13 protein-coding genes and 1 pseudogene are annotated in these 19,916 nt (G+C 37.9%); 8 read left to right on the plus strand and 6 right to left on the minus strand.

Annotated elements, in window-relative coordinates; translation table 11 throughout:
* Nucleotides 1-114: 114 nt before the first annotated feature.
* The 6 genes and pseudogenes from BGO84_RS00570 to BGO84_RS00595 form a co-directional block, all read left to right on the plus strand.
* Nucleotides 115-897: pseudogene (locus tag BGO84_RS00570) on the plus strand (SDR family oxidoreductase); the annotation flags it as partial.
* A gap of 143 nt (nucleotides 898-1,040) precedes the next feature.
* Complete coding sequence (locus BGO84_RS00575; protein ID WP_135105388.1) at nucleotides 1,041-1,649, plus strand: L-threonylcarbamoyladenylate synthase; 609 nt, start codon at nucleotides 1,041-1,043, stop codon at nucleotides 1,647-1,649.
* Between the two features lie 80 nt (nucleotides 1,650-1,729).
* Entirely contained in the window at nucleotides 1,730-3,247 is a 1,518-nt protein-coding gene (locus BGO84_RS00580) for a S41 family peptidase (protein ID WP_291026666.1), read from the plus strand.
* Between the two features lie 9 nt (nucleotides 3,248-3,256).
* Complete coding sequence (locus tag BGO84_RS00585) at nucleotides 3,257-4,774, plus strand: S41 family peptidase (protein WP_291026669.1); 1,518 nt, start codon at nucleotides 3,257-3,259, stop codon at nucleotides 4,772-4,774.
* A gap of 22 nt (nucleotides 4,775-4,796) precedes the next feature.
* A complete protein-coding gene (thrA, locus tag BGO84_RS00590) occupies nucleotides 4,797-7,238 on the plus strand; it encodes a bifunctional aspartate kinase/homoserine dehydrogenase I (protein WP_291026671.1) in 2,442 nt (813 codons plus the stop codon).
* Between the two features lie 82 nt (nucleotides 7,239-7,320).
* Entirely contained in the window at nucleotides 7,321-8,532 is a 1,212-nt protein-coding gene (locus BGO84_RS00595; RefSeq protein ID WP_291026673.1) for a cofactor-independent phosphoglycerate mutase, read from the plus strand.
* 50 nt (nucleotides 8,533-8,582) lie between these two features.
* Here BGO84_RS00595 and BGO84_RS00600 read toward each other — a convergent pair whose 3' ends face one another.
* Together BGO84_RS00600 and BGO84_RS00605 are read right to left on the minus strand one after the other, a co-directional pair.
* A complete protein-coding gene (locus BGO84_RS00600; protein ID WP_291026675.1) occupies nucleotides 8,583-9,161 on the minus strand; it encodes an FKBP-type peptidyl-prolyl cis-trans isomerase in 579 nt (192 codons plus the stop codon).
* A 28-nt stretch (nucleotides 9,162-9,189) separates the two neighbouring features.
* A complete protein-coding gene (locus tag BGO84_RS00605) occupies nucleotides 9,190-10,728 on the minus strand; it encodes a glycine--tRNA ligase (protein ID WP_291026677.1) in 1,539 nt (512 codons plus the stop codon).
* Between the two features lie 258 nt (nucleotides 10,729-10,986).
* On the opposite strand from BGO84_RS00605, the gene BGO84_RS00610 reads away from it, so the two are divergent.
* Complete coding sequence (locus BGO84_RS00610; protein WP_291026679.1) at nucleotides 10,987-13,689, plus strand: TonB-dependent receptor; 2,703 nt, start codon at nucleotides 10,987-10,989, stop codon at nucleotides 13,687-13,689.
* On the opposite strand, the gene tsaE is transcribed toward BGO84_RS00610, so the two are convergent.
* From tsaE to BGO84_RS00630, 4 genes are all read right to left on the minus strand, one after another.
* Entirely contained in the window at nucleotides 13,686-14,102 is a 417-nt protein-coding gene (gene tsaE / locus BGO84_RS00615) for a tRNA (adenosine(37)-N6)-threonylcarbamoyltransferase complex ATPase subunit type 1 TsaE (RefSeq protein ID WP_135105381.1), read from the minus strand. The genes BGO84_RS00610 and tsaE overlap by 4 nt on opposite strands.
* Before the next feature lie 65 nt (nucleotides 14,103-14,167).
* Nucleotides 14,168-15,712 (minus strand): PglZ domain-containing protein, encoded by a 1,545-nt coding sequence (locus BGO84_RS00620; protein WP_291026681.1) that lies wholly within the window; start codon nucleotides 15,710-15,712, stop codon nucleotides 14,168-14,170.
* 129 nt (nucleotides 15,713-15,841) lie between these two features.
* Nucleotides 15,842-16,978: a glycoside hydrolase family 18 protein gene (locus tag BGO84_RS00625; RefSeq protein ID WP_291026683.1), complete on the minus strand. Its 1,137-nt coding sequence runs from the start codon at nucleotides 16,976-16,978 to the stop codon at nucleotides 15,842-15,844.
* A gap of 361 nt (nucleotides 16,979-17,339) precedes the next feature.
* Entirely contained in the window at nucleotides 17,340-18,800 is a 1,461-nt protein-coding gene (locus BGO84_RS00630) for a tryptophanase (protein WP_006841644.1), read from the minus strand.
* Nucleotides 18,801-19,032: 232 nt separating this feature from the next.
* On the opposite strand from BGO84_RS00630, the gene BGO84_RS00635 reads away from it, so the two are divergent.
* Nucleotides 19,033-19,854: an aldo/keto reductase gene (locus BGO84_RS00635; RefSeq protein WP_291026686.1), complete on the plus strand. Its 822-nt coding sequence runs from the start codon at nucleotides 19,033-19,035 to the stop codon at nucleotides 19,852-19,854.
* Nucleotides 19,855-19,916: the final 62 nt, after the last annotated feature.

The following is a 19,916-nucleotide window of genomic DNA, read 5'->3' on the forward strand; positions in this document are numbered from 1 at the left end:
ATAAATGAAATAGCATTTCATTATTGCACATTTTTACTATTTTTGTGCGATAAACTATTATAAGCTATCGTCGTATTTTTATAAGTAGCTAATAATCAATAAATAGATATAAACATGAGTAACAATTTATTAAAAGGCAAAAGAGGAATTGTCTTCGGCGCATTAAACGAGAAGTCTATTGCTTGGAAAGTAGCTGAGAAAGCTGTAGAACAAGGTGCAATCATAACATTGTCAAACACTCCTATAGCTGTAAGAATGGGTGAGACCAAGGCTTTGAGCGAAAAGCTGAATGCTAAGGTTATTGCTGCTGATGCAACTAGCGTAGAAGATCTTGAGCAAGTCTTTGTTCAGTCTATGGAAGCCCTTGGCGGAAAAATTGATTTTGTACTTCACTCAATTGGTATGTCGCTCAACCTCCGTAAAGGAAGACAGTACGATGACCTTGATTATGGATTTTTAGATAAAACATTGGATATTTCAGCTATCTCTTTCCACAAAATGATGCAGGTAGCGAAAAAACTGGATGCAATTGCAGAAGGTGGTTCCGTTGTAGCTCTTACTCACATTGCTGCACAACGTACATTTACCGGATACAACGATATGGCAGACGCAAAAGCATTGCTTGAGTCATTCGGTCGCAGCTTTGGTTATATATATGGTCGTGATAAGAAGGTACGTGTGAATACAATTTCACAATCGCCTACTTTAACTACTGCCGGACAAGGTATTGGCGGAATGGATGCATTTTTCGACTTTGCAGAAAAAATGTCTCCTCTCGGAAATGCCAGTGCAGAATCTTGTGCCGACTACTGTATTGTGATGTTCTCTGATTTGACGCGTATGGTAACGATGCAAAACTTGTTCCACGACGGAGGATTTTCTAATATGGGTCTAACTCAGGCAATTGTTGAAGATTATATCGAGAAGAAATAAGCAGATAAAACAATAAAATAGACGAGCGGCCCATAAATAATTATTTATGGGCCGTTTTTTCATATTAATCATTACTTTTGATTTTAATAAAAAATATAAAGGATGACATGCTTATAAAATTATACGAACAAAACCCCAATCAGAAAGAAATTGACAGGGTTGTATCTGTTTTGCAAGATGGCGGACTAATTATTTACCCTACAGACACAGTTTATGCTATCGGCTGTGATGCGCTCAATGTACGCGCGGTGGAAGAGATATGCAAGATGAAGGATATAAATCCGGCAAAGAGTAATCTTTCCATCATTTGCTATGATTTGAGCAACATCAGCGAATATGCAAAAGTAGATAATGCTATTTTTAAACTGATGAAGAAAAATTTACCGGGACCTTTTACGTTTATACTTAATACAACATCATCTCTGCCGAAGATATATAAAAACAAAAAAACGGTGGGGATACGTATTCCTGATAATAACATAATAAGAGAGCTTGTCCGTAACCTAGGAAACCCGATACTTACCACTTCGGTGAAAGACGAAGATGAAGTGGTTGAATATACGACCGACCCCGAACTCATCTACGAGAAATATCAAGACAAGATAGATATCGTTATCGATGGCGGATTTGGGGGTATAGAAGGCTCTACAGTTGTAGATTGTACAGGTGATGAGCCGGAAATAATTCGTCAGGGGAAAGGTGAATTAATTTTGTAAGAAACCATTAAATACATACATTTGTAAAATTCTGCCTTTCGAGGACAAAAATCCACCCAAGGCTAACTATTTTGTCATTTATGAAAGCAAAAAGCATATTTTTATTAGCAATAGTTTTCTTTACTCCATTTTTTATAGCGTGCGATGATGACGACAATGGCAGAAAAGCTACAGAAATAAAGAATTCAACTGTAAATGAGTGGATATATGAAGATATGAACCTTTACTATTATTGGCGAGATAAAATGCCTGCCAAAAGATTTGTAGATTTCACGGTCAACCCATACGACTTTTTTGATAATCTTTTATATCCATTTAATAGTACAACATACGATGGAGACCGCTTTTCGTGGATACAATCAAGTTATGTAGACCTGATGAATGCCTTAAGCGGAGTGTCATCGAACGAAATCGGATTCGACTATATACCTAAATTACTTACACAAGAAGGCTCTAATGTCATCTTTATAGTAACATATATAAAAAAAGGGACTAAAGCTGAAAGCTCAGGGCTGAAGCGTGGAGATGTAATCAATAAAGTAGATGGTATAGTACTCAATACTAAAAATTGGTCTGAACTATTGTATAAGAATAAATCTTCTTACAAGCTGGAAGGATTAAACTTTTCAGGTTCGATAACAATAGAACCAACGGCAAAATATAATGAAAATCCTATATATCTAGAAAAAGTATTTACAGAAGGCAGTAAAAAAATAGGCTATGTTATCTATAACCAGTTTATAATGGACAATGGCGACGATTCATATATTTACGATAAACAGCTTGCTGACATTTTCACAAAGTATAATGCTGAAAATGTAACATATTTGGTTTTAGATTTACGTTACAATCTGGGAGGATACACATCTTGCGCGACAAATCTTGCCAGTGCTCTCATTCCCAATAGAGATACTCAAAAAAAATTCAACTATAAAGAGTTTAATAATGTATTAAATGATTATGTAAAAAAAGAATTCAGTGACCAAGAGTATGATTTGTTCATTAATGAATACTTCGAAGACAATATTAAAAAAACAGATGATAAAGGGAAGGTTACCAATATGGGATCAATTCCTAATTATGGAAATAAAATAACTAAACTATATGTACTGGTAGGAGAAAATACTGCATCTTCTAGCGAACTTGTTATTAACGGTCTACGTCCATTTATGAAAGATAAGATATTTCTGATAGGAGAAACAACGTCAGGAAAGAATGTAGGCTCATTTACCTTAACTGATGAAAATAATAAGAATAATAAATGGGGAATGCAACCAATTGTTTTCAAGTCTTTTAACGAGGATAAACAATCAGACTACGCAGCAGGCTTTACTCCGGGAGATCAAATACAAGGAACTAAAATATATGAATTTTCAAATATCCTTGCCGATGGATTGAAGCCATTAGGAGATAAAGACGAGCCTCTCCTCGCCTATGCCATTTCTGATGCCACAGGAAAATCTAAATCTACTTTTACAAAGAGGTTACAAACACCTCCAAGTTTAGGAAAATTACTCAGACCTGAAAGTGATTACAGGATGGTTCAGAAAAACTTTTTAATAAAAAAATTGATGATAAAGCGAGCTTTAGCTTATTAAATAAAGATCATGAAAAAAAAATATTACTTATTTACAGCAATTGCTGCAACATCTATTTTTATTGCTTGCGAAGATAAAAATGATGACCCTATAAGTCCTAACCCAACAGAAGAGACAGATCAAGAGTATGTAAATAAATGGATGTATACACAGATGGATTCATTTTATCTGTGGAACGATAAACTTCCTGCAAAAGACAAGTTAAATTTCACAATAGACCCTTACGATTTCTTTGATGAGTTACTTTATATTAGCGATAGATTCTCATACATGGAAGGTACACATGTAAATATTCCAAAATCCACAAGTGCTTCGGGCTATATTGGCTTTGAATATGTACCTGTTAACTCAGATAAGGGTATTGTAAATATTGTTACTTATGTAAAAAAAGGAACAAATGCAGAGTTACAAAAATTGAAAAGAGGATATATTATAACGTCAGTAGATGGAAAATCTATAAACGAAGATAACTGGTTTTCGATTTTACAACAAAATAAAAGTAGCTACAAATTGAAGTATGCTATAAATAGCACCGCTTTTTTTGAAGATAAATTAGTTGAGAATACCATAGATGTGACAACTGACTATAACGATTCACCAATCTTTTTAGATAGCATATACACAGTAGGAGACCGTAAAATAGGCTACATCGTTTACACCTCTTACGACAGCGGGCCATTAGCGACTCTGCCTTATGATGTTGAATTGGCAAAAAAACTCACCAGATTCAAACAAGAAGGTATACGCGACCTTATCGTAGACTTACGGTATAATGGAGGCGGACTTGTGAGAAGTGCTCAATTTCTTACAAGTGCATTAGTTCCCAACAGAAATACAGATAATATCTTTGAAGTAAAGACATACAATAACGATCTACAAAAAGCATTAAATAAATTGCCAAATAATAGTCCGATAAAGCAAAGTTGGATGTACGAATATTTTGAAGATAATATTATTAACAATGATGATAATAAACTTTATACTATTCCTAAATTGGGAGATCAATTAGATAATATCTGTTTTCTGGTTACAAGGTATACTGCATCGGCAAGTGAGCTCACTATAAATTCTTTAAATCCATATATGAAAGAGGCTTCAAAGAATGTATATATCATTGGTGAAACGACTAGAGGCAAAAATGTAGGGATGTGGGCTATGTACAAAAACAATGACAGTAGAAATACATATGTTTTATGGCCTATTACTTTCCAGTCACACAATAAGCTTTACTTCACCAACGAGAGTGAATCCTCAAATTATGAAAATGGCTTCACTCCTGATCCAGAACTTGAAGCGGATGACTTTGGCATGATAATAACCGGATTAAAGGACTTGGGCGACAAAGATGAAACTTTATTAAATACAGCAATAAGTAAATTAACAGGATCAGTATTCCTAAAAACGAAGAGTGCTTTATTGCAAGAATTTGTTCCTATGGGAAAATCATCGCTCGACCGTAAAAACAAAGGAGGTCACATGTATCTTGAAAAAGAAGACATTAAAAAGCTAAAGTCATTAGAACAATAAATTAAAGAATATATCATAGCGAATGAAAGTAATGAAGTTTGGCGGAACATCCGTAGGTTCCGCTACTAATATAGCGAATGTAAAAAAGATAATAGGGACAATAGAAGAACCGATAGTTGTGGTTGTCTCTGCTTTTAAAGGAATCACAGATAAATTGTTGCTCATATCCAATCTGGCTGCAGCCGGCGATTATTCTTACGAACGGGAGTTTCGCGAAATTATCGAGCACCATATTACAGTAGTCAGTAAGCTGGATATTCCGGAAGAGGCTCGCCCATCGTTACAAGGGGATGTGAATAAACTATTGGAAGAGTTGAGTAATATATTCAAAGGAGTATTTCTTATAAACGACCTTTCGGCAAAAACATCGGATAAGATAGTAAGCTATGGCGAACGCTTGTCGTCGCTGATAATAAGCGTTGCATTCTCCGATCTTGATTTTCTGGATGTCACACAGTTAATAAAAACAGATTCCTCTTTCGGAAAACATATACCCGATATCGAATTGTCAAGCAAATTGATAAGAGATGCTTTCGAGAACTCATCCAAAAGGATTCTTGTTGCAGGATACATTTCCACATGCAAAACAACAGGAGAGATCACCAATTTGGGTCGTGGAGGGTCAGATTATACAGCTGCCATATTTGCATCAGCACTCGATGCCAATATATTAGAGATATGGTCTGATGTAGATGGTTTTATGTCTGCCGACCCGAAGGTAATCAATGGCGCTCATGTCATAGAGAACCTAACATTTACCGAAGCAACAGAACTTTGTAATTTCGGAGCAAAAATAATCTATCCACCAACGATTTTCCCTGTCTATCACAAGAATATACCTATTCGCATAAAAAATACTTTTAAGCCCGAAGCTCCCGGTACTTATATCTCTCACGACGGGGATATAAAGAAAGGAAAGGCGATGATAAAAGGTATATCATCCATATCCGACACATGCCTGATAACAGTTCTTGGACTCGGAATGGTAGGTATTATCGGTGTAAACTACCGAATATTCAGGGCTTTGGCAAATAATGGCATCAGTGTTTTCTTAGTATCTCAGGCATCATCCGAGAATAGCACGTCTATTGGGGTACGCACTGCAGACTCAGAACTGGCAGTACATGTTCTCGAAGAAGAGTTTGCAAAAGAAATAGCATTGGGAAGTATCAACCGTGTACAACTGGAGACAGACCTTGCTACAGTAGCTATTGTTGGCGAAAACATGAAATATACTCCGGGAATTGCCGGCCGACTATTCGAAACATTAGGCAAGAGCGGTATTAGCGTCATCGCTTGTGCTCAGGGTGCATCGGAGGTAAATATATCTTTTGTTATAAAAAACAAATATCTTAGGAAGGCATTAAACTCTATTCACGACTCGTTTTTCTTGTCCGACTATAAGGTACTCAATCTCTTTATTGTCGGCATTGGTACAGTTGGAGGAAATTTGATTGAACAAATCAGGCAACAACAACCGAAGCTGATAGAGCAATACAGCCTCAAGCTGAACGTTGTAGGTATCGCCCGAGGAAAGAAAGCTTTATTTTGTCGTGAAGGGATTAACCTGAACAGATACAAAGAAGAACTGGACGAAAAAGGAATACCAAGCTCTCCGGAAATTCTGAGAGACGAAATCCTCAACATGAATATATTCAACGCAGTATTTGTAGACTGTACTGCCAGCGAAACCGTTGCCCAGATATACGGAGATCTTCTTTCACATAGTATTTCTGTGGTTACAGCCAACAAAGTGGCTGCATCTTCGGCTTATGATAATTATATAAAGCTAAAGAATACAGCGCGAGAAAGAAACATTAAGTTCTTATTTGAGACAAATGTCGGTGCAGGGCTTCCTGTAATCAATACAATGAACTCTCTTGTAAACTCAGGAGATAAAATAGTGAAAATAGAAGCTGTACTTTCGGGAACACTCAATTATATATTCAACACGATCAGTGCCGATATACCTTTCAGCAAGGCGATCTATATGGCTAAGGAGTGTGGTTTTTCCGAACCAGACCCTCGTATCGATCTCAGCGGTATGGATGTTATAAGAAAACTCGTTATTCTAACCCGAGAAGCAGGTTATCGAGTAGAACAAACAGAAGTTAAGAAGAACCTATTCATACCCCAAGAGTATTTTGATGGTACAATAGAAGAATTCTGGGGTACGATCAGAAATCAGGATGCCGAGTTTGAAGAAAGGCGCAAAAAGCTCGAAAACGAACACAAGCATTTACGATTTGTTGCCAAATACGAGAACGGACACTGTGAAGTCGGACTCCAGGAAGTTGGTCAAAACCACCCATTCTACGATTTGGAAGGTAGCAACAACATAATTCAGATAACGACAGAAAGATACAACGAGTATCCGATGATAATAAAAGGGTATGGAGCAGGAGCGAGTGTCACGGCAGCAGGCGTATTCTCTGATATTATCAGTATTGCAAATGTGAGGTAACTCAAATAGCAAGATTTTATTTAAACTTATAACATAACTAACTCCCCCATTACGACAATAGGGGAAGTAAAGGAGATCCTAAATGAAAACAATTATAATTTTAGCAGACGGTGCTGCTGATGAGCCTATTGCCCAACTCGGAGGTAAAACTCCATTACAAGCTGCAAAAAAACCATATATAGATATGCTCGCGGCTAAGGGGAAAAGTGGAGAACTGGATACAATCCCTGCGGGCTTCAAACCCGGTAGCGAGATTGCAAACTTATCGGTACTGGGATATGATGTTCCCAAAGTATTTGAAGGAAGAGGTTCGCTAGAGGCAGCAAGTATGGGAGTGGATATACTTCCCGGAGAGATGGCTATGCGATGCAATCTGATCTGTATAGAAGATGGTAAAATAAAGAATCATTCAGCGGGACATATTTCAAGTGAAGAAGCCAAAGAATTGATTCTTTTCTTAGATAAAGAACTAAACGATGGGAAAGTAAGCTTCTATCCGGGAGTTTCATACCGCCACCTTTTAAAACTAAAAGGCGGAAATAAGAATCTCGATTGTACTGCTCCCCACGATGTTACAGGAACACCATACAAGGAGGTTTTAATAAAAGGGGAAACAGCGGAAGCACAAGAAACAGCCGATTATCTGAATCAGCTCATTATAAAATCTCAGGAACTGCTCAAAGACCATCCTGTGAACAAGAAACGCATTGCAGAGGGTAAAGATCCTGCAAATAGTATTTGGCCATGGTCTCCGGGTTACCGCCCGCAGATGCAAACATTACAAGAACTATTCGGAATCAAAAGTGGCTCGGTAATTTCTGCTGTAGACTTAATCATGGGCATTGGTGTATACGCAGGGCTTAAATTAATACACGTAGAAGGAGCAACGGGGTTGTACGACACCAACTATGAAGGAAAGGCTCAAGCTGCGATAGAAGCCCTTAAAAAAGACGATTTCGTATATCTACACATAGAAGCTAGTGACGAAGCAGGACATGAAGGCGACTACGAGCTGAAAACCAAAACAATCGAATATCTTGACAATCGTGTTGTAAAAACAATATATGAAGCGACAAAAGACTGGGACGAACCTTTAACAATTGCTATTCTACCTGACCACCCTACCCCATGTGCTATAAAAACTCATACAAACAAGCCTATACCGTTCGTTATATACCGCTCGAACGGAGAAGCGGATAGTGTACAAGTTTACGATGAGTTCGAATCTCCGAAGGGAGCGTACGGATTGATACGAGGGAAAGAATTTATGGAAACATTATTTAGCAATAAATGAAAAAAGGAGAAGGTTGAACCTTCTCCTTTTTTATTATTTTCTCTATAGCCTTATTTCTTCACCCATTCTTTTTTCTTCTCATCATAGATATTCAGAAGCTTAATCTTGAACCAAAGTGTTGTATATCCGGGTATTATTTGTACTCCACTACTATACGATCCCACAGTTCCATAACCAAGTAGGTAAGGAATGCAAACCTCGGCTTGTTCATCTATTTTCATATTCTGAAGCATGGTAGCAAATCCATCAATTAATCCACCATTCACTCTAGTCCTAAGCACCATACCATTTTTGTCACCTTCGGTACTATCAAATGTATATTTAGTATCATCCAAGCGGAAAAACCAACCTTCATATCTTACAGAAACACTATCGGTAAAGATCGGAAATCGATCTATTGAAGGCTCATCCCCGGAAACGAAATCAGTTATCGATTTCCAATATACACTCCCATTACCACTTTGCGAAGGGCGGGCTGTATATCCTGAAGAAGAGGCATTTCTTACCTGCTGTTCATTATATGTTTTCCATTCTTGACTTACAGTGCTGTCATCGTCATCATTCACGCATGAGCCGAAAGAGATGAGAACACCAAATAAAACAGCTAATATTAAAATTCTTCTATTCATATATTCATTATATGGGTTACAATCGGGTTTAGCCAATTGTTTTCAATAAATTCTTCATACTTACTTTATCAGCAATAATATCCGATAATTTGTCTATAGCCACACGCTCCTGCTGCATTGTATCACGATAGCGGATTGTTACAGTATTATCCTGCAATGACTGGTGATCTACAGTAACACAGTAAGGAGTTCCTATCGCATCCTGACGGCGGTAACGCTTGCCGATACTGTCCTTCTCATCGTATTGACATTTAAAGTCAAATTTCAGAGCATCAATAATTTCACGAGCTTTCTCAGGAAGGCCGTCTTTTTTTACCAAAGGTAATACAGCAAGCTTGATAGGAGCCAGTGCTGCCGGCAATCTTAATACTACACGAGTTTCTCCGTCTTCTAATACTTCCTCGGCATACGCAGCCGAAAGTGTAGATAAGAACATACGGTCTACACCGATAGACGTTTCAATAACGTAAGGAGTGTATGATTTATTGAGTTCAGGATCGAAATATTGTAATTTTTTACCAGAAAACTTCTCATGGCTTGCCAAGTCAAAATCGGTACGAGAGTGTATGCCTTCTACTTCTTTAAATCCGAATGGCATCTCAAATTCGATATCAGTAGCTGCATTTGCATAGTGAGCAAGCTTGTCATGGTCGTGGAAACGATACTTGTTATCGCCGAATCCAAGCGACTTATGCCATTTCATGCGAAACTCTTTCCATTTTGCAAACCAATCGAGCTCTTCTCCCGGACGAACGAAGAACTGCATCTCCATCTGTTCGAACTCACGCATACGGAAGATAAACTGACGAGCTACAATCTCGTTACGGAATGCTTTACCAATCTGCGCAATACCGAAAGGAATCTTCATACGCCCTGTTTTTTGCACATTCAGGAAGTTTACAAAAATACCCTGTGCAGTCTCAGGACGAAGGTATACTTTCATTGCACCATCGGCAGTAGATCCCATTTCTGTAGAAAACATAAGATTGAACTGACGAACCTCAGTCCAGTTACGTGTTCCGCTGATAGGGTCAACGATCTCGCAATCGAGAATGATTTGACGTAGCTCTTCCAGGTTACTATCATTCAATGCTTTTGCAAAACGAGCATGCACTTCATCACGCTTAGCCTGATTTTCTAATACACGAGGATTGGTTTGACGAAACATAGCTTCATCGAAACTCTCACCAAATCGTTTTGCTGCTTTCTCTACTTCTTTATTTACTTTGTCGTCTATCTTAGCCAAATAATCTTCGATCAGAACATCTGCACGATAACGCTTTTTACTGTCTTTATTGTCAATCAAAGGATCGTTGAACGCATCAACGTGTCCAGATGCTTTCCAGATAGTAGGGTGCATAAAGATAGCAGAATCAATACCAACAACGTTCTCATTCAAAAGCACCATACTGTCCCACCAGTACTTTTTGATGTTGTTTTTTAATTCTACACCCATTTGCCCATAATCATATACGGCACTTAGCCCATCATATATTTCACTAGACTGAAAAACAAAACCATACTCCTTGCAATGGGAAACTATCTTCTTAAAAACATCTTCTGACATATTCCTATGACTCTTTTTTACGTTATCTAATAAATAAACAAACAGAACATATCTAATGCCTTATATTGTAAGTTATAATCATTCTGAAAGAGATTATACTTAAATAGGCAATAAACAGATCTGACCTAAAATGAATAAGTTGCACAAAGTAAGCATTTTTTTTTGATATAAAACAGAAGGGTGTTTAACGAATTCCATCGATTTTACACTCTATATAAAAAAACTTATCTTCGTTGTCACTAAAACAAATGTATTCTGATGAGATATTTATATCTTTTACTATTCATCTTTACAACCCTTTCAACTGTGGCTCAAACAGTTGAAGGCAACTCATCAGGATATGTGCAAGGCTCTGTATATGACTCAATAACAAAAGATCCTATCCCATTTGTCACCGTCAGATTGCTTAATGAGGCAGATAGCAGCTACATAAAAGGGGTTGCAACCAACGAAAAAGGTAATTTCAAACTATCGGTTACGACAGGAAAATACATTTTGGAAGCTTCTTTTTTAGGATATAAAAGATTTTTACAAAACTTTAATATTTCTACACAAAATCCCGGCTATTCATTTGGGAATATCTATCTCGTAGAAAATACCATTCAGCTCAAAGATGCCATTGTAGAAGCGAAGGTACCCGATATATTGGTGAAAGGCGACACCATCGAGTATAATGCCACATCATACACATCTCAGGAGAGTGATATGCTGCAAGACATAATAAAAAATATGCCCGGAGTAGAGATAGACGCACAGGGCAATATATCGGCAAATGGGAAGCCTGTGAAAAAAATTCTGGTAGACGGAAAAGAATTTTTCGGAAATGATATTCCGATGGCATTGGCAAACCTTCCCGCAAACATGATAAAAAAGCTCCAACTCTATAAAGAGGAGTCTGAAGCAGCAAAAGTAACCGGATTTAAAGATAAAGATCCTGATCAGGTACTCAATCTGGTTGTAAAAGAAGAACTGAAACAAAGCATCTTTGGAGAAGTAAAAGCCGGATATGGGAGTGACGACAGATACGCCAATAAAGCAATAACAAACTACATGCGCAACGACAATCAGGTGTCTTTAGTCGGAGAAATGAGTAATACCAATGACAATGGGTATCCGATGGGGATGGACAACGGGATTGAGAAGAATAAAAATCTGGGCGCAAATATTTATCTCCAACCTTCAGAAAAAATCAGAGTAGGTGGCAGTATCCGCTATGCAAATAACGACAACCTGATGGAAACAAAAACCAATACTCAGACTTTCTTATCTTCGGGTGATCGTTTCTCCAAACAGGATGCATCGTACCGCAGCAAAAGAGAAAATGCAAACTTAGGAATGAACCTGCAATGGAAGCCCGATTCGCTCACTACGATTTTTGCACGGTCATACATCAGCCTTAACAACACAAAGAATATTCAAAGTTCGACCAATCTTTCTTACGTAGCCGAAAAGGATACCACGTCGGGATATTCGAATAGTCAATCGAAAGGTGATGGTTACAACATAAATAATTTTGTAACTATCGGCCGAAAATTAAATGATAAAGGGAGGACAGTCAGCTTTACTTTCAATAATTCTATCAGAAAGGATAACAGTAAAGGAACTAATTATTCTCAAACGACCTATAGCGAAGGAAAAGAAGACAAAATAATAGACCAGCAAAACAAGACGGATAATAATACCAGTAACTACACTTTATCCCTATCGTATGTAGAGCCGTTGGGAAAAGACCATAGATTGCAGTTTGCATACTCGTATGGGGTAAATAATTCGGAGCGGATGCGTGATGTCCGCAAAAAAGATGGTGCAGGCAATTATACTGTTCTGGATACAGCTTATGCACGAAATACCGAGAATAGATATGTGAACCAAAATATAAGTTTGAACTTCCAGACGACTAAGGAAAAGTACAATTATACGATAGGATTAAGCATCGATCCATCATATTCGCGAAGTAAAGTAAGCATTGCCGATTCTATCATCGAAAATCTGAAACAGAATGTCATAAACTTTTCGCCAACTCTAAACTTTTCGTACCAACCAAACGATCACACCAACCTAGATATAAGCTACTCAGGATCGACCAGTCAACCGGGGATCACTCAACTATCTGCCGATACCGTTATCGTTAGTGCATTATCTAAATATTATGGAAACCCAAATTTGAAACCAAGCTATAGCAACAACTTCAATGTATATTATAGGAAATCTGACTACGCCTCAAATCGTTATATGATGCTTTCGGGAGGATTCAATTATACATTCAACAACATTGTAGACTATACTCTGATAGATGATTTGGGGAATAGTAAGAATACATATAGAAATGTAAGCGGTAATATGGGCGCAAATATCAATTTTATATTCAATACCCCATTACGAAACAAGAAATTCACGATCGACAATAGCACCTATGCCAACTATTACAAGAATATTGGCTACACGAACGGTGAAGAAGCGAAAACGCATAATATAGTACTTAGCGAAAAAGTTTCAGGAAAGTTTAAGGTTGACAAACTTGAAACACGCCTCGAACTGGGTATGACATATAACATAACAAAGAATAACTTATCGAATGTGCAGGATAGAAACACATCCAACTACAATATCCAACATTCTGTGTTATGGAAACTACCCTACGATTTTTCGATACAGAACTTCCTCAATATGACATATTATGCAGGGTATGGCAATGATTTTAAGAAGAAAGAAATACTTTGGAATGCTTCTGTCTCAAAACTATTCCTGAAAAAGAAAAGAGGTACACTGAAGGTTGAATTCTATGATATACTGAACGACAGAAATAATCTGTCACGTTATGTAAGCAGTAACTACATGTCAGACTCGCGCACGAATAGTATCAACCGATACTTCATGTTTAGTTTCTCTTATAAGTTTAATATTATCAAGAGTAAGGGGAAAAGTAATGATGGCGATATAGATGAACTCGAATACAATTAAATACTCAGACTTACCTCCCGGCTTCCATCCTCTTGTACTTTGACATAAACATTTACCGTATCTTTTGGCAGTAAAGTGTCAACTTTCTCAGGCCATTCAATAAAGCAAAGGCTGCCGCTATAAAAGTAATCTTCGTAGCCAAAATCAAAAACCTCCTCAATTTTATTGATACGATAAAAGTCGAAATGATAGATCAATTCTCCACTGTCGGAACGGTATTCGTTTACGATAGCAAACGTAGGGCTGTTGATGGTATCAGATACTCCGAGATTCTCGCAAATAGCTTTTATAAATGTCGTTTTGCCTGCTCCCATATCTCCATGAAAAGCAAATACAGTATTATCGCCCATAGCACGGATAAACTCGAGAGCCGCCTCGTCTATTTTATCTAATGATTCTATCTTTATATTCATATTCAAAATTATTCTACAATGTAACTTCTGATTGCAAAGATATATTTTGGAAAACAAATTTTCTGTTATTTCCCGATCAAAGTAATAAAAGGAACAATCATTTCTTCGAGCGAAATGCCCCCATGCTGAAAGGTCTCTGTGTAATAAGACACGTAGTAATTATAATTATTCGGATAAGCAAAAAAATCGTCGCCTGTAGCAAAGATATACTTAGAGCTGATATGCAATGCGGGTAAGCCTATCTTTTCAGGAGAATGAATGTCGTATACTTTTTTGCGGTCATAATCCAGATTGCGCCCTACCTTATAACGAATATTCGTATTCACCGTCTTATCGCCAATTACCTTGAGCGGATTTTTTACCCGTATCGTTCCGTGATCGGTAGTCAAAATAATTTTATATCCCATTGCTTTAGCCTTCTTCAGAATATCCATTGTACTCGAATGCTTAAACCAAGACCGAGTCAAAGAACGATAGGCGGCTTCGTCGGATGCAAGTTCCCGTATCATTCTCGATTCTGTACGGGCATGGGAAAGCATATCCACAAAGTTGATAACAACTACATTCAGTTGCTTATTGCTTAGCCGATCCATCCCTTGCAGCAGCTTTTCTCCCGATGAAGAGGATAATAGCTTATTGTATGAGAAAGTATAATTTTTTCTGTATCGCTCAATCTGAGTCTGCAGTAAGGCTTCTTCATTCAGGTTTTTACTTTCATCCTCATCTTCATCCACCCAAAGATCGGGATACAATTTGGCCATTTGGGAAGGCATCAACCCCGAAAAAATGGCGTTGCGTGCATATTGAGTCGCAGTGGGTAATATGCTTAGATATTCGTCTTCGGAAATTGTAAAATCATTTGCCAAAAGGTCTTTTATATCAGACCACTGATCGAGCCTAAAATTATCAATAAGGATAAAGAATAATTTTTCGCCATTATCCAAAAGTGGAAATACTTTCTGCGAAAAAAGCTCAGGGCTTATCAAAGGTCTCTTATCCGGATTTTGTACCCACGACTCATAATTCTTCTTTACAAACTTACAGTAACTATTATTAGCTTCATTTTTTTGTATCCGAAGCAAGTCCATCAAGGGGCTGTCTGATGCTGCCAGCTCAAGCTCCCAATAAACAAGCTTTTTGTAAATGTCAACCCATTGCTCGTACGTATTCGAATCATTTATCTGTGCACTGATTTTATTAAATTCCTCACGATAACCTTCAACTGTAACCTCTGAAACAATATCGTCCTTGTGCAGGTTTTTCTTGATGGAAAGGAGGATTTGATTGGGATTGACGGGCTTGATAAGATAGTCTGCTATCTTTTTCCCAATAGCGTGAGTCATAATCCCTTCGTCTTCGCTTTTTGTAATCATAATAACGGGAATATTGGGGTTGATCTCTTTGATGATGCTTAATGCATCAAGCCCCGAAACACCGGGCATATTCTCGTCAAGAAAAACAATGTCGAAAGATTCGCTTTTTATACTATCAATAGCATCCTGACCACTATTTACAGGGGTGACTTCATATCCCTTCTCTTCTAAAAAAAGGATATGCGATCGTAGCATATAAATCTCATCGTCAGCCCAAAGTATCCGTCTTTTCCTCATTTATAATCTATTAAATAAAGCAAACCACATTATTTGAAGATAAAGTGGCTTGCTATATCATTCGTTGCACTTTATTCTCAAAAGTACAAACAGAAGTTCAATATGAAAATTTGATACTGTTAAACTTTATTATTTCAGTACCTTGTTTATTTCGTTCAACAAATATTCTTTAGGATCGGAGCTATATTCCCAAAACATCACTCCTCCCATTTTATTATCCAATACATACTGACATTTTTCTTTTACTGACTCCTCATCGTCGTAAGTAACAAATACTCCTTTGTAGAAATTGAACAAGTATGGTGCACGTGCACTCTCATCCCAATATCGATAGTACTCGTTCTGATTTACAAGGCTATCCTTGATGTAAGTATACCCCCTACCCCTTATCTGTTCTGCAACAGGATCGCCAATACCTTTAGACGCTCCTTTCTTCAGATTAAAAGCTCGTCCGTAAAAAGCAATACCCATCACTAGCTTTTCAGCTGGAACACCGGCGGCTAAATAAGCTTTTACGGCAACATCAGCCCCTTGCTTTTGCGGATATTTTTCGGAAGGATAGAGATTGGTATGGTGTATTGCTTGTTCATTACTTTGCGAATCGTAGGTCATGATATTTACATAATCGAGATATTCCTGTGCTTTATTCATTTCGGTGCTATCTACAAACTGCTGAAAACCACCAACAGCCGTTGTTAATAGATATTTCTTATCAGTCTCTTTTTCCAAAGCATCAAGTTCATCTCTGATAGCAGCAAACATCAACGTATAATTGTGCTTGTCTTCGGGACGGTATACATTCCCCACATCACCCGGTAGAGCAGGATATTCCCAATCGATGTCTACCCCGTCAAGATTATTGTTTTTCATAATTTCCACCGCAGATTTAGCAAATGTTTTCTGTCCTTCAGTAGTCAGCACGGCGTCCGAAAAATTACGGCTCCAAGACCAGCCTCCGATAGATATCAAGATTTTGAGATCAGGGTTTTGCTGCCTCAATTCGTTTAGCTTCCTGAAATTGGTCGTATCGGTCGCCTCATTCGTAAGAAATGCTTTTCCATCCTTTACATCGACAAAGGCATAGTTGATATGCGTAATTTTGTTAGGTGAGATTTTGTCTACATCCACTAAACCATTATATCCTCCCACATAAGCGATAATAACCGGGCGTGAAGATTCACCTGATGCCTTTGACTTCTTGCCACACGAACAGAAACCAGAGAAAATAAGGGCACATAGAATGCCATACGTAAAGATGTTTTTCATGCTATTATTTTTTTTGATAGTTTGCTTTGAATACAAAACTAAGAAAAATAATTGTAAATTAATTAGTTAGCAAAAGAGTTTTATTTCTCAATATATGACTTAATAGCCTCTACATATTCCTCAAAAATTTTCTCATAGAAAGCCCGTATTTCATTTTATTAAAATTATCTCATTATAAAGAGCTCTTTGATATAATGGGATATTTTAGGTAGTTGCACAATAAAGAAAAGTGACATTAAAAAACAGGATAAAAGTGTCACTTTTGTCACCTTTTAACAATTCCTATCCGAATAAAAAGCATAGAAAACAAAAACGGCATAAGCCATAAGACCCATGCCGTGATGATATTATATCGTATTTTCTATAAGCTATCGCCAAAATCTTCTCTGAATTTAGCCATCAATCGCTGCGGCCAATCATTTATCGGTTCGAGCCCTCCCATAAAAAAGCGAAGAACAGGCGGTTCGTATACGAATTTCAGCCCTCCTATCAGGTTGCGATTTTCATACAGCCATGTCATTCGATCTTCCACATATTTGATTTGTGAAAGGGTAAACACACGGCGAGGAACAGCCAAGCGAAGTAATTCCATATCTGCATAGGTCTCGTTGCCATATTCATCACGCTGGTTAGATACCGACCCTCTCTCCATACCACGTACTCCCGAGATAAGGAAAAACGCAGCGGCTAAAGCACCCGCCGGATATTCTTTCTGAGGGATATGAGAACAAATTTCCATCGCATTGACGTGTGCGCCTAATACACCGGGAGGTGTCACTACAGGAATGCCTTTCTTTTCGAAAGCATTAACCAAATATTCAATAAACTGCGGGCTTTGGCATATCATACCCTCATCCAATGTTTCATACAGTCCGATGGCAATAGCTTCTATCTCACGAACCGACATACCGCCATAGGTAAGAAACCCTTCGAACAGAGGAACAAGCGGTTCCAACTCCTTCATGATGGCATAATCATTGGTACAGATACCACCCCCACGAGACGAGCTCAGCTTTCGTGCCGAGAAGTAAACCAAGTCAGCAAGATCGGTCATTGCAAGGATAATCTCAGCCATCGAGCTGTTCTTAAACTCCTCCTCACGTTGCTTGATCAGCCATGCATTTTCTCCTAGCAAACTAGCATCAAGGACAAGGCGTATTTTGTATTTATCGGCAATAGCACGCACACCCCGAAAGTTTTCCATCGAGAAAGGCTGTCCGCCAATAAGGTTGGTAGATGCTTCCATGCGGATATAAGGAATATTGGCAGCACCATGTTTGTTGATGCATTTCTCCAACTTTTCAAGGTTCATATTCCCCTTAAAGGGATGCTTGCTATTGATTACATAGGCTTCATCATAGAGCAATTCTTCGATTTTACCGCCATATTGGGTAATGTGTGCCATTGCTGTAGTGAAGTGATAGTTCATAGGCACAATGCTTCCCTTACGAATATAAGCGTTGGATATGATATTCTCCGCTGCGCGTCCCTGATGTACGGGAAGAAGATATTTTTTACCGAGTACTTCCTCCACAGCTTTCTGATAGCGGACAAAACTTTGCGATCCGGCGTAAGCATCATCGGCTATCATCATAGCACCCATCTGGCGATCACTCAATGCATTGGTACCGCTGTCGGTAAGCATATCCAGGAAAACATCTTTTGTGTCGAGCCTGAATGTATTGAATCCGGCTTCGTAAAGAGCTTCCAAACGACGTTCAATTGGGACTAAATGTAATTTTTGTACAACACGCACCTTGTGCAATTCCAGCGGAATACTTTCTCCACTGTAGAATTTAATCTTAGAAGAGTTTTCTGACATGATATTAGTTTATAGTAATGCTAAAAATTAGATTTCGCAATTTATAAATAAATATCTGATAAACAAATGAAAAAGACGCAAGGAAGTGGCTAATAAGCAAAATTTATTCGTTTTAATTTCTTTTTTGAAACAAATAGTCATAATTTTAAAAAGGAACAATTCCCTTGCTTTATTTGTTAAATTAGTTACTCCCCGAATAATGTATAAATATAAAATATAAATTACACAAAAAATGGAAAAAGTAAAATTGAATAATGGTATAGATATACCATGGGTTGGACTAGGCGTATTCCGCTTGGAAGACAACAAGGAAGCTGAAAAGGTGATCGGAACCGCATTGTCAGTTGGATACAGGCATATCGACACAGCCATGTATTATCACAACGAAGAAGCTGTAGGAAAAGCAATAAAAAACTCGGGTACTCCTCGGGAAGAAATATTCGTAACCACAAAGATGTGGAACTCAGACCAGCGAAGCGGCAAGGTAAAAGAAGCCTTTGAGACCAGCTTAAGAAAGCTTGATCTCGATTACATCGATCTATATCTTGTTCACTGGCCTGTAGAAGGGAAGTTTATAGAAACATGGAAAAAGTTTGAGGAAATATATGAAACTGGTAAAGTGAAAGCAATTGGCGTCAGCAATTTCAAGCAATACCACTTGGAGGCATTGGCGAAAGAATCGACCATAACTCCTGCCGTAAATCAGATAGAATTGCACCCATATCTTGTACAAGAAAATGATTTGAGCTATTGCAAGAAAGCAGGTATCCGTGTAGAAGCATGGAGTCCTTTTGCGGCGAATCAGACGGGATTGTTCAATGAAAAGATATTGACTGACCTCGCAGACAAATACTCGAAATCTCCGGCTCAGATAATACTCCGTTGGGATTACCAACGTGGAGTAGTAACCATACCTAAGTCATCAAACGAGAAACGCATGGTCGAGAATCTGAATATATTTGACTTTAGTCTGAACGATGATGAAATCAAAAGCATAAATTCGCTAAATAAAAATTTGCGTATAGGACCAGATCCGGATCATGTAAATTTCTAAGAAAGCTTATCACGCAATCCATTAAAAGCGATTAAGGGAATAGGGTAATGATATACGCCAAG

The sequence above is a fragment of the Dysgonomonas sp. 37-18 genome (assembly GCF_001899125.1).
GTDB lineage: Bacteria > Bacteroidota > Bacteroidia > Bacteroidales > Dysgonomonadaceae > Dysgonomonas.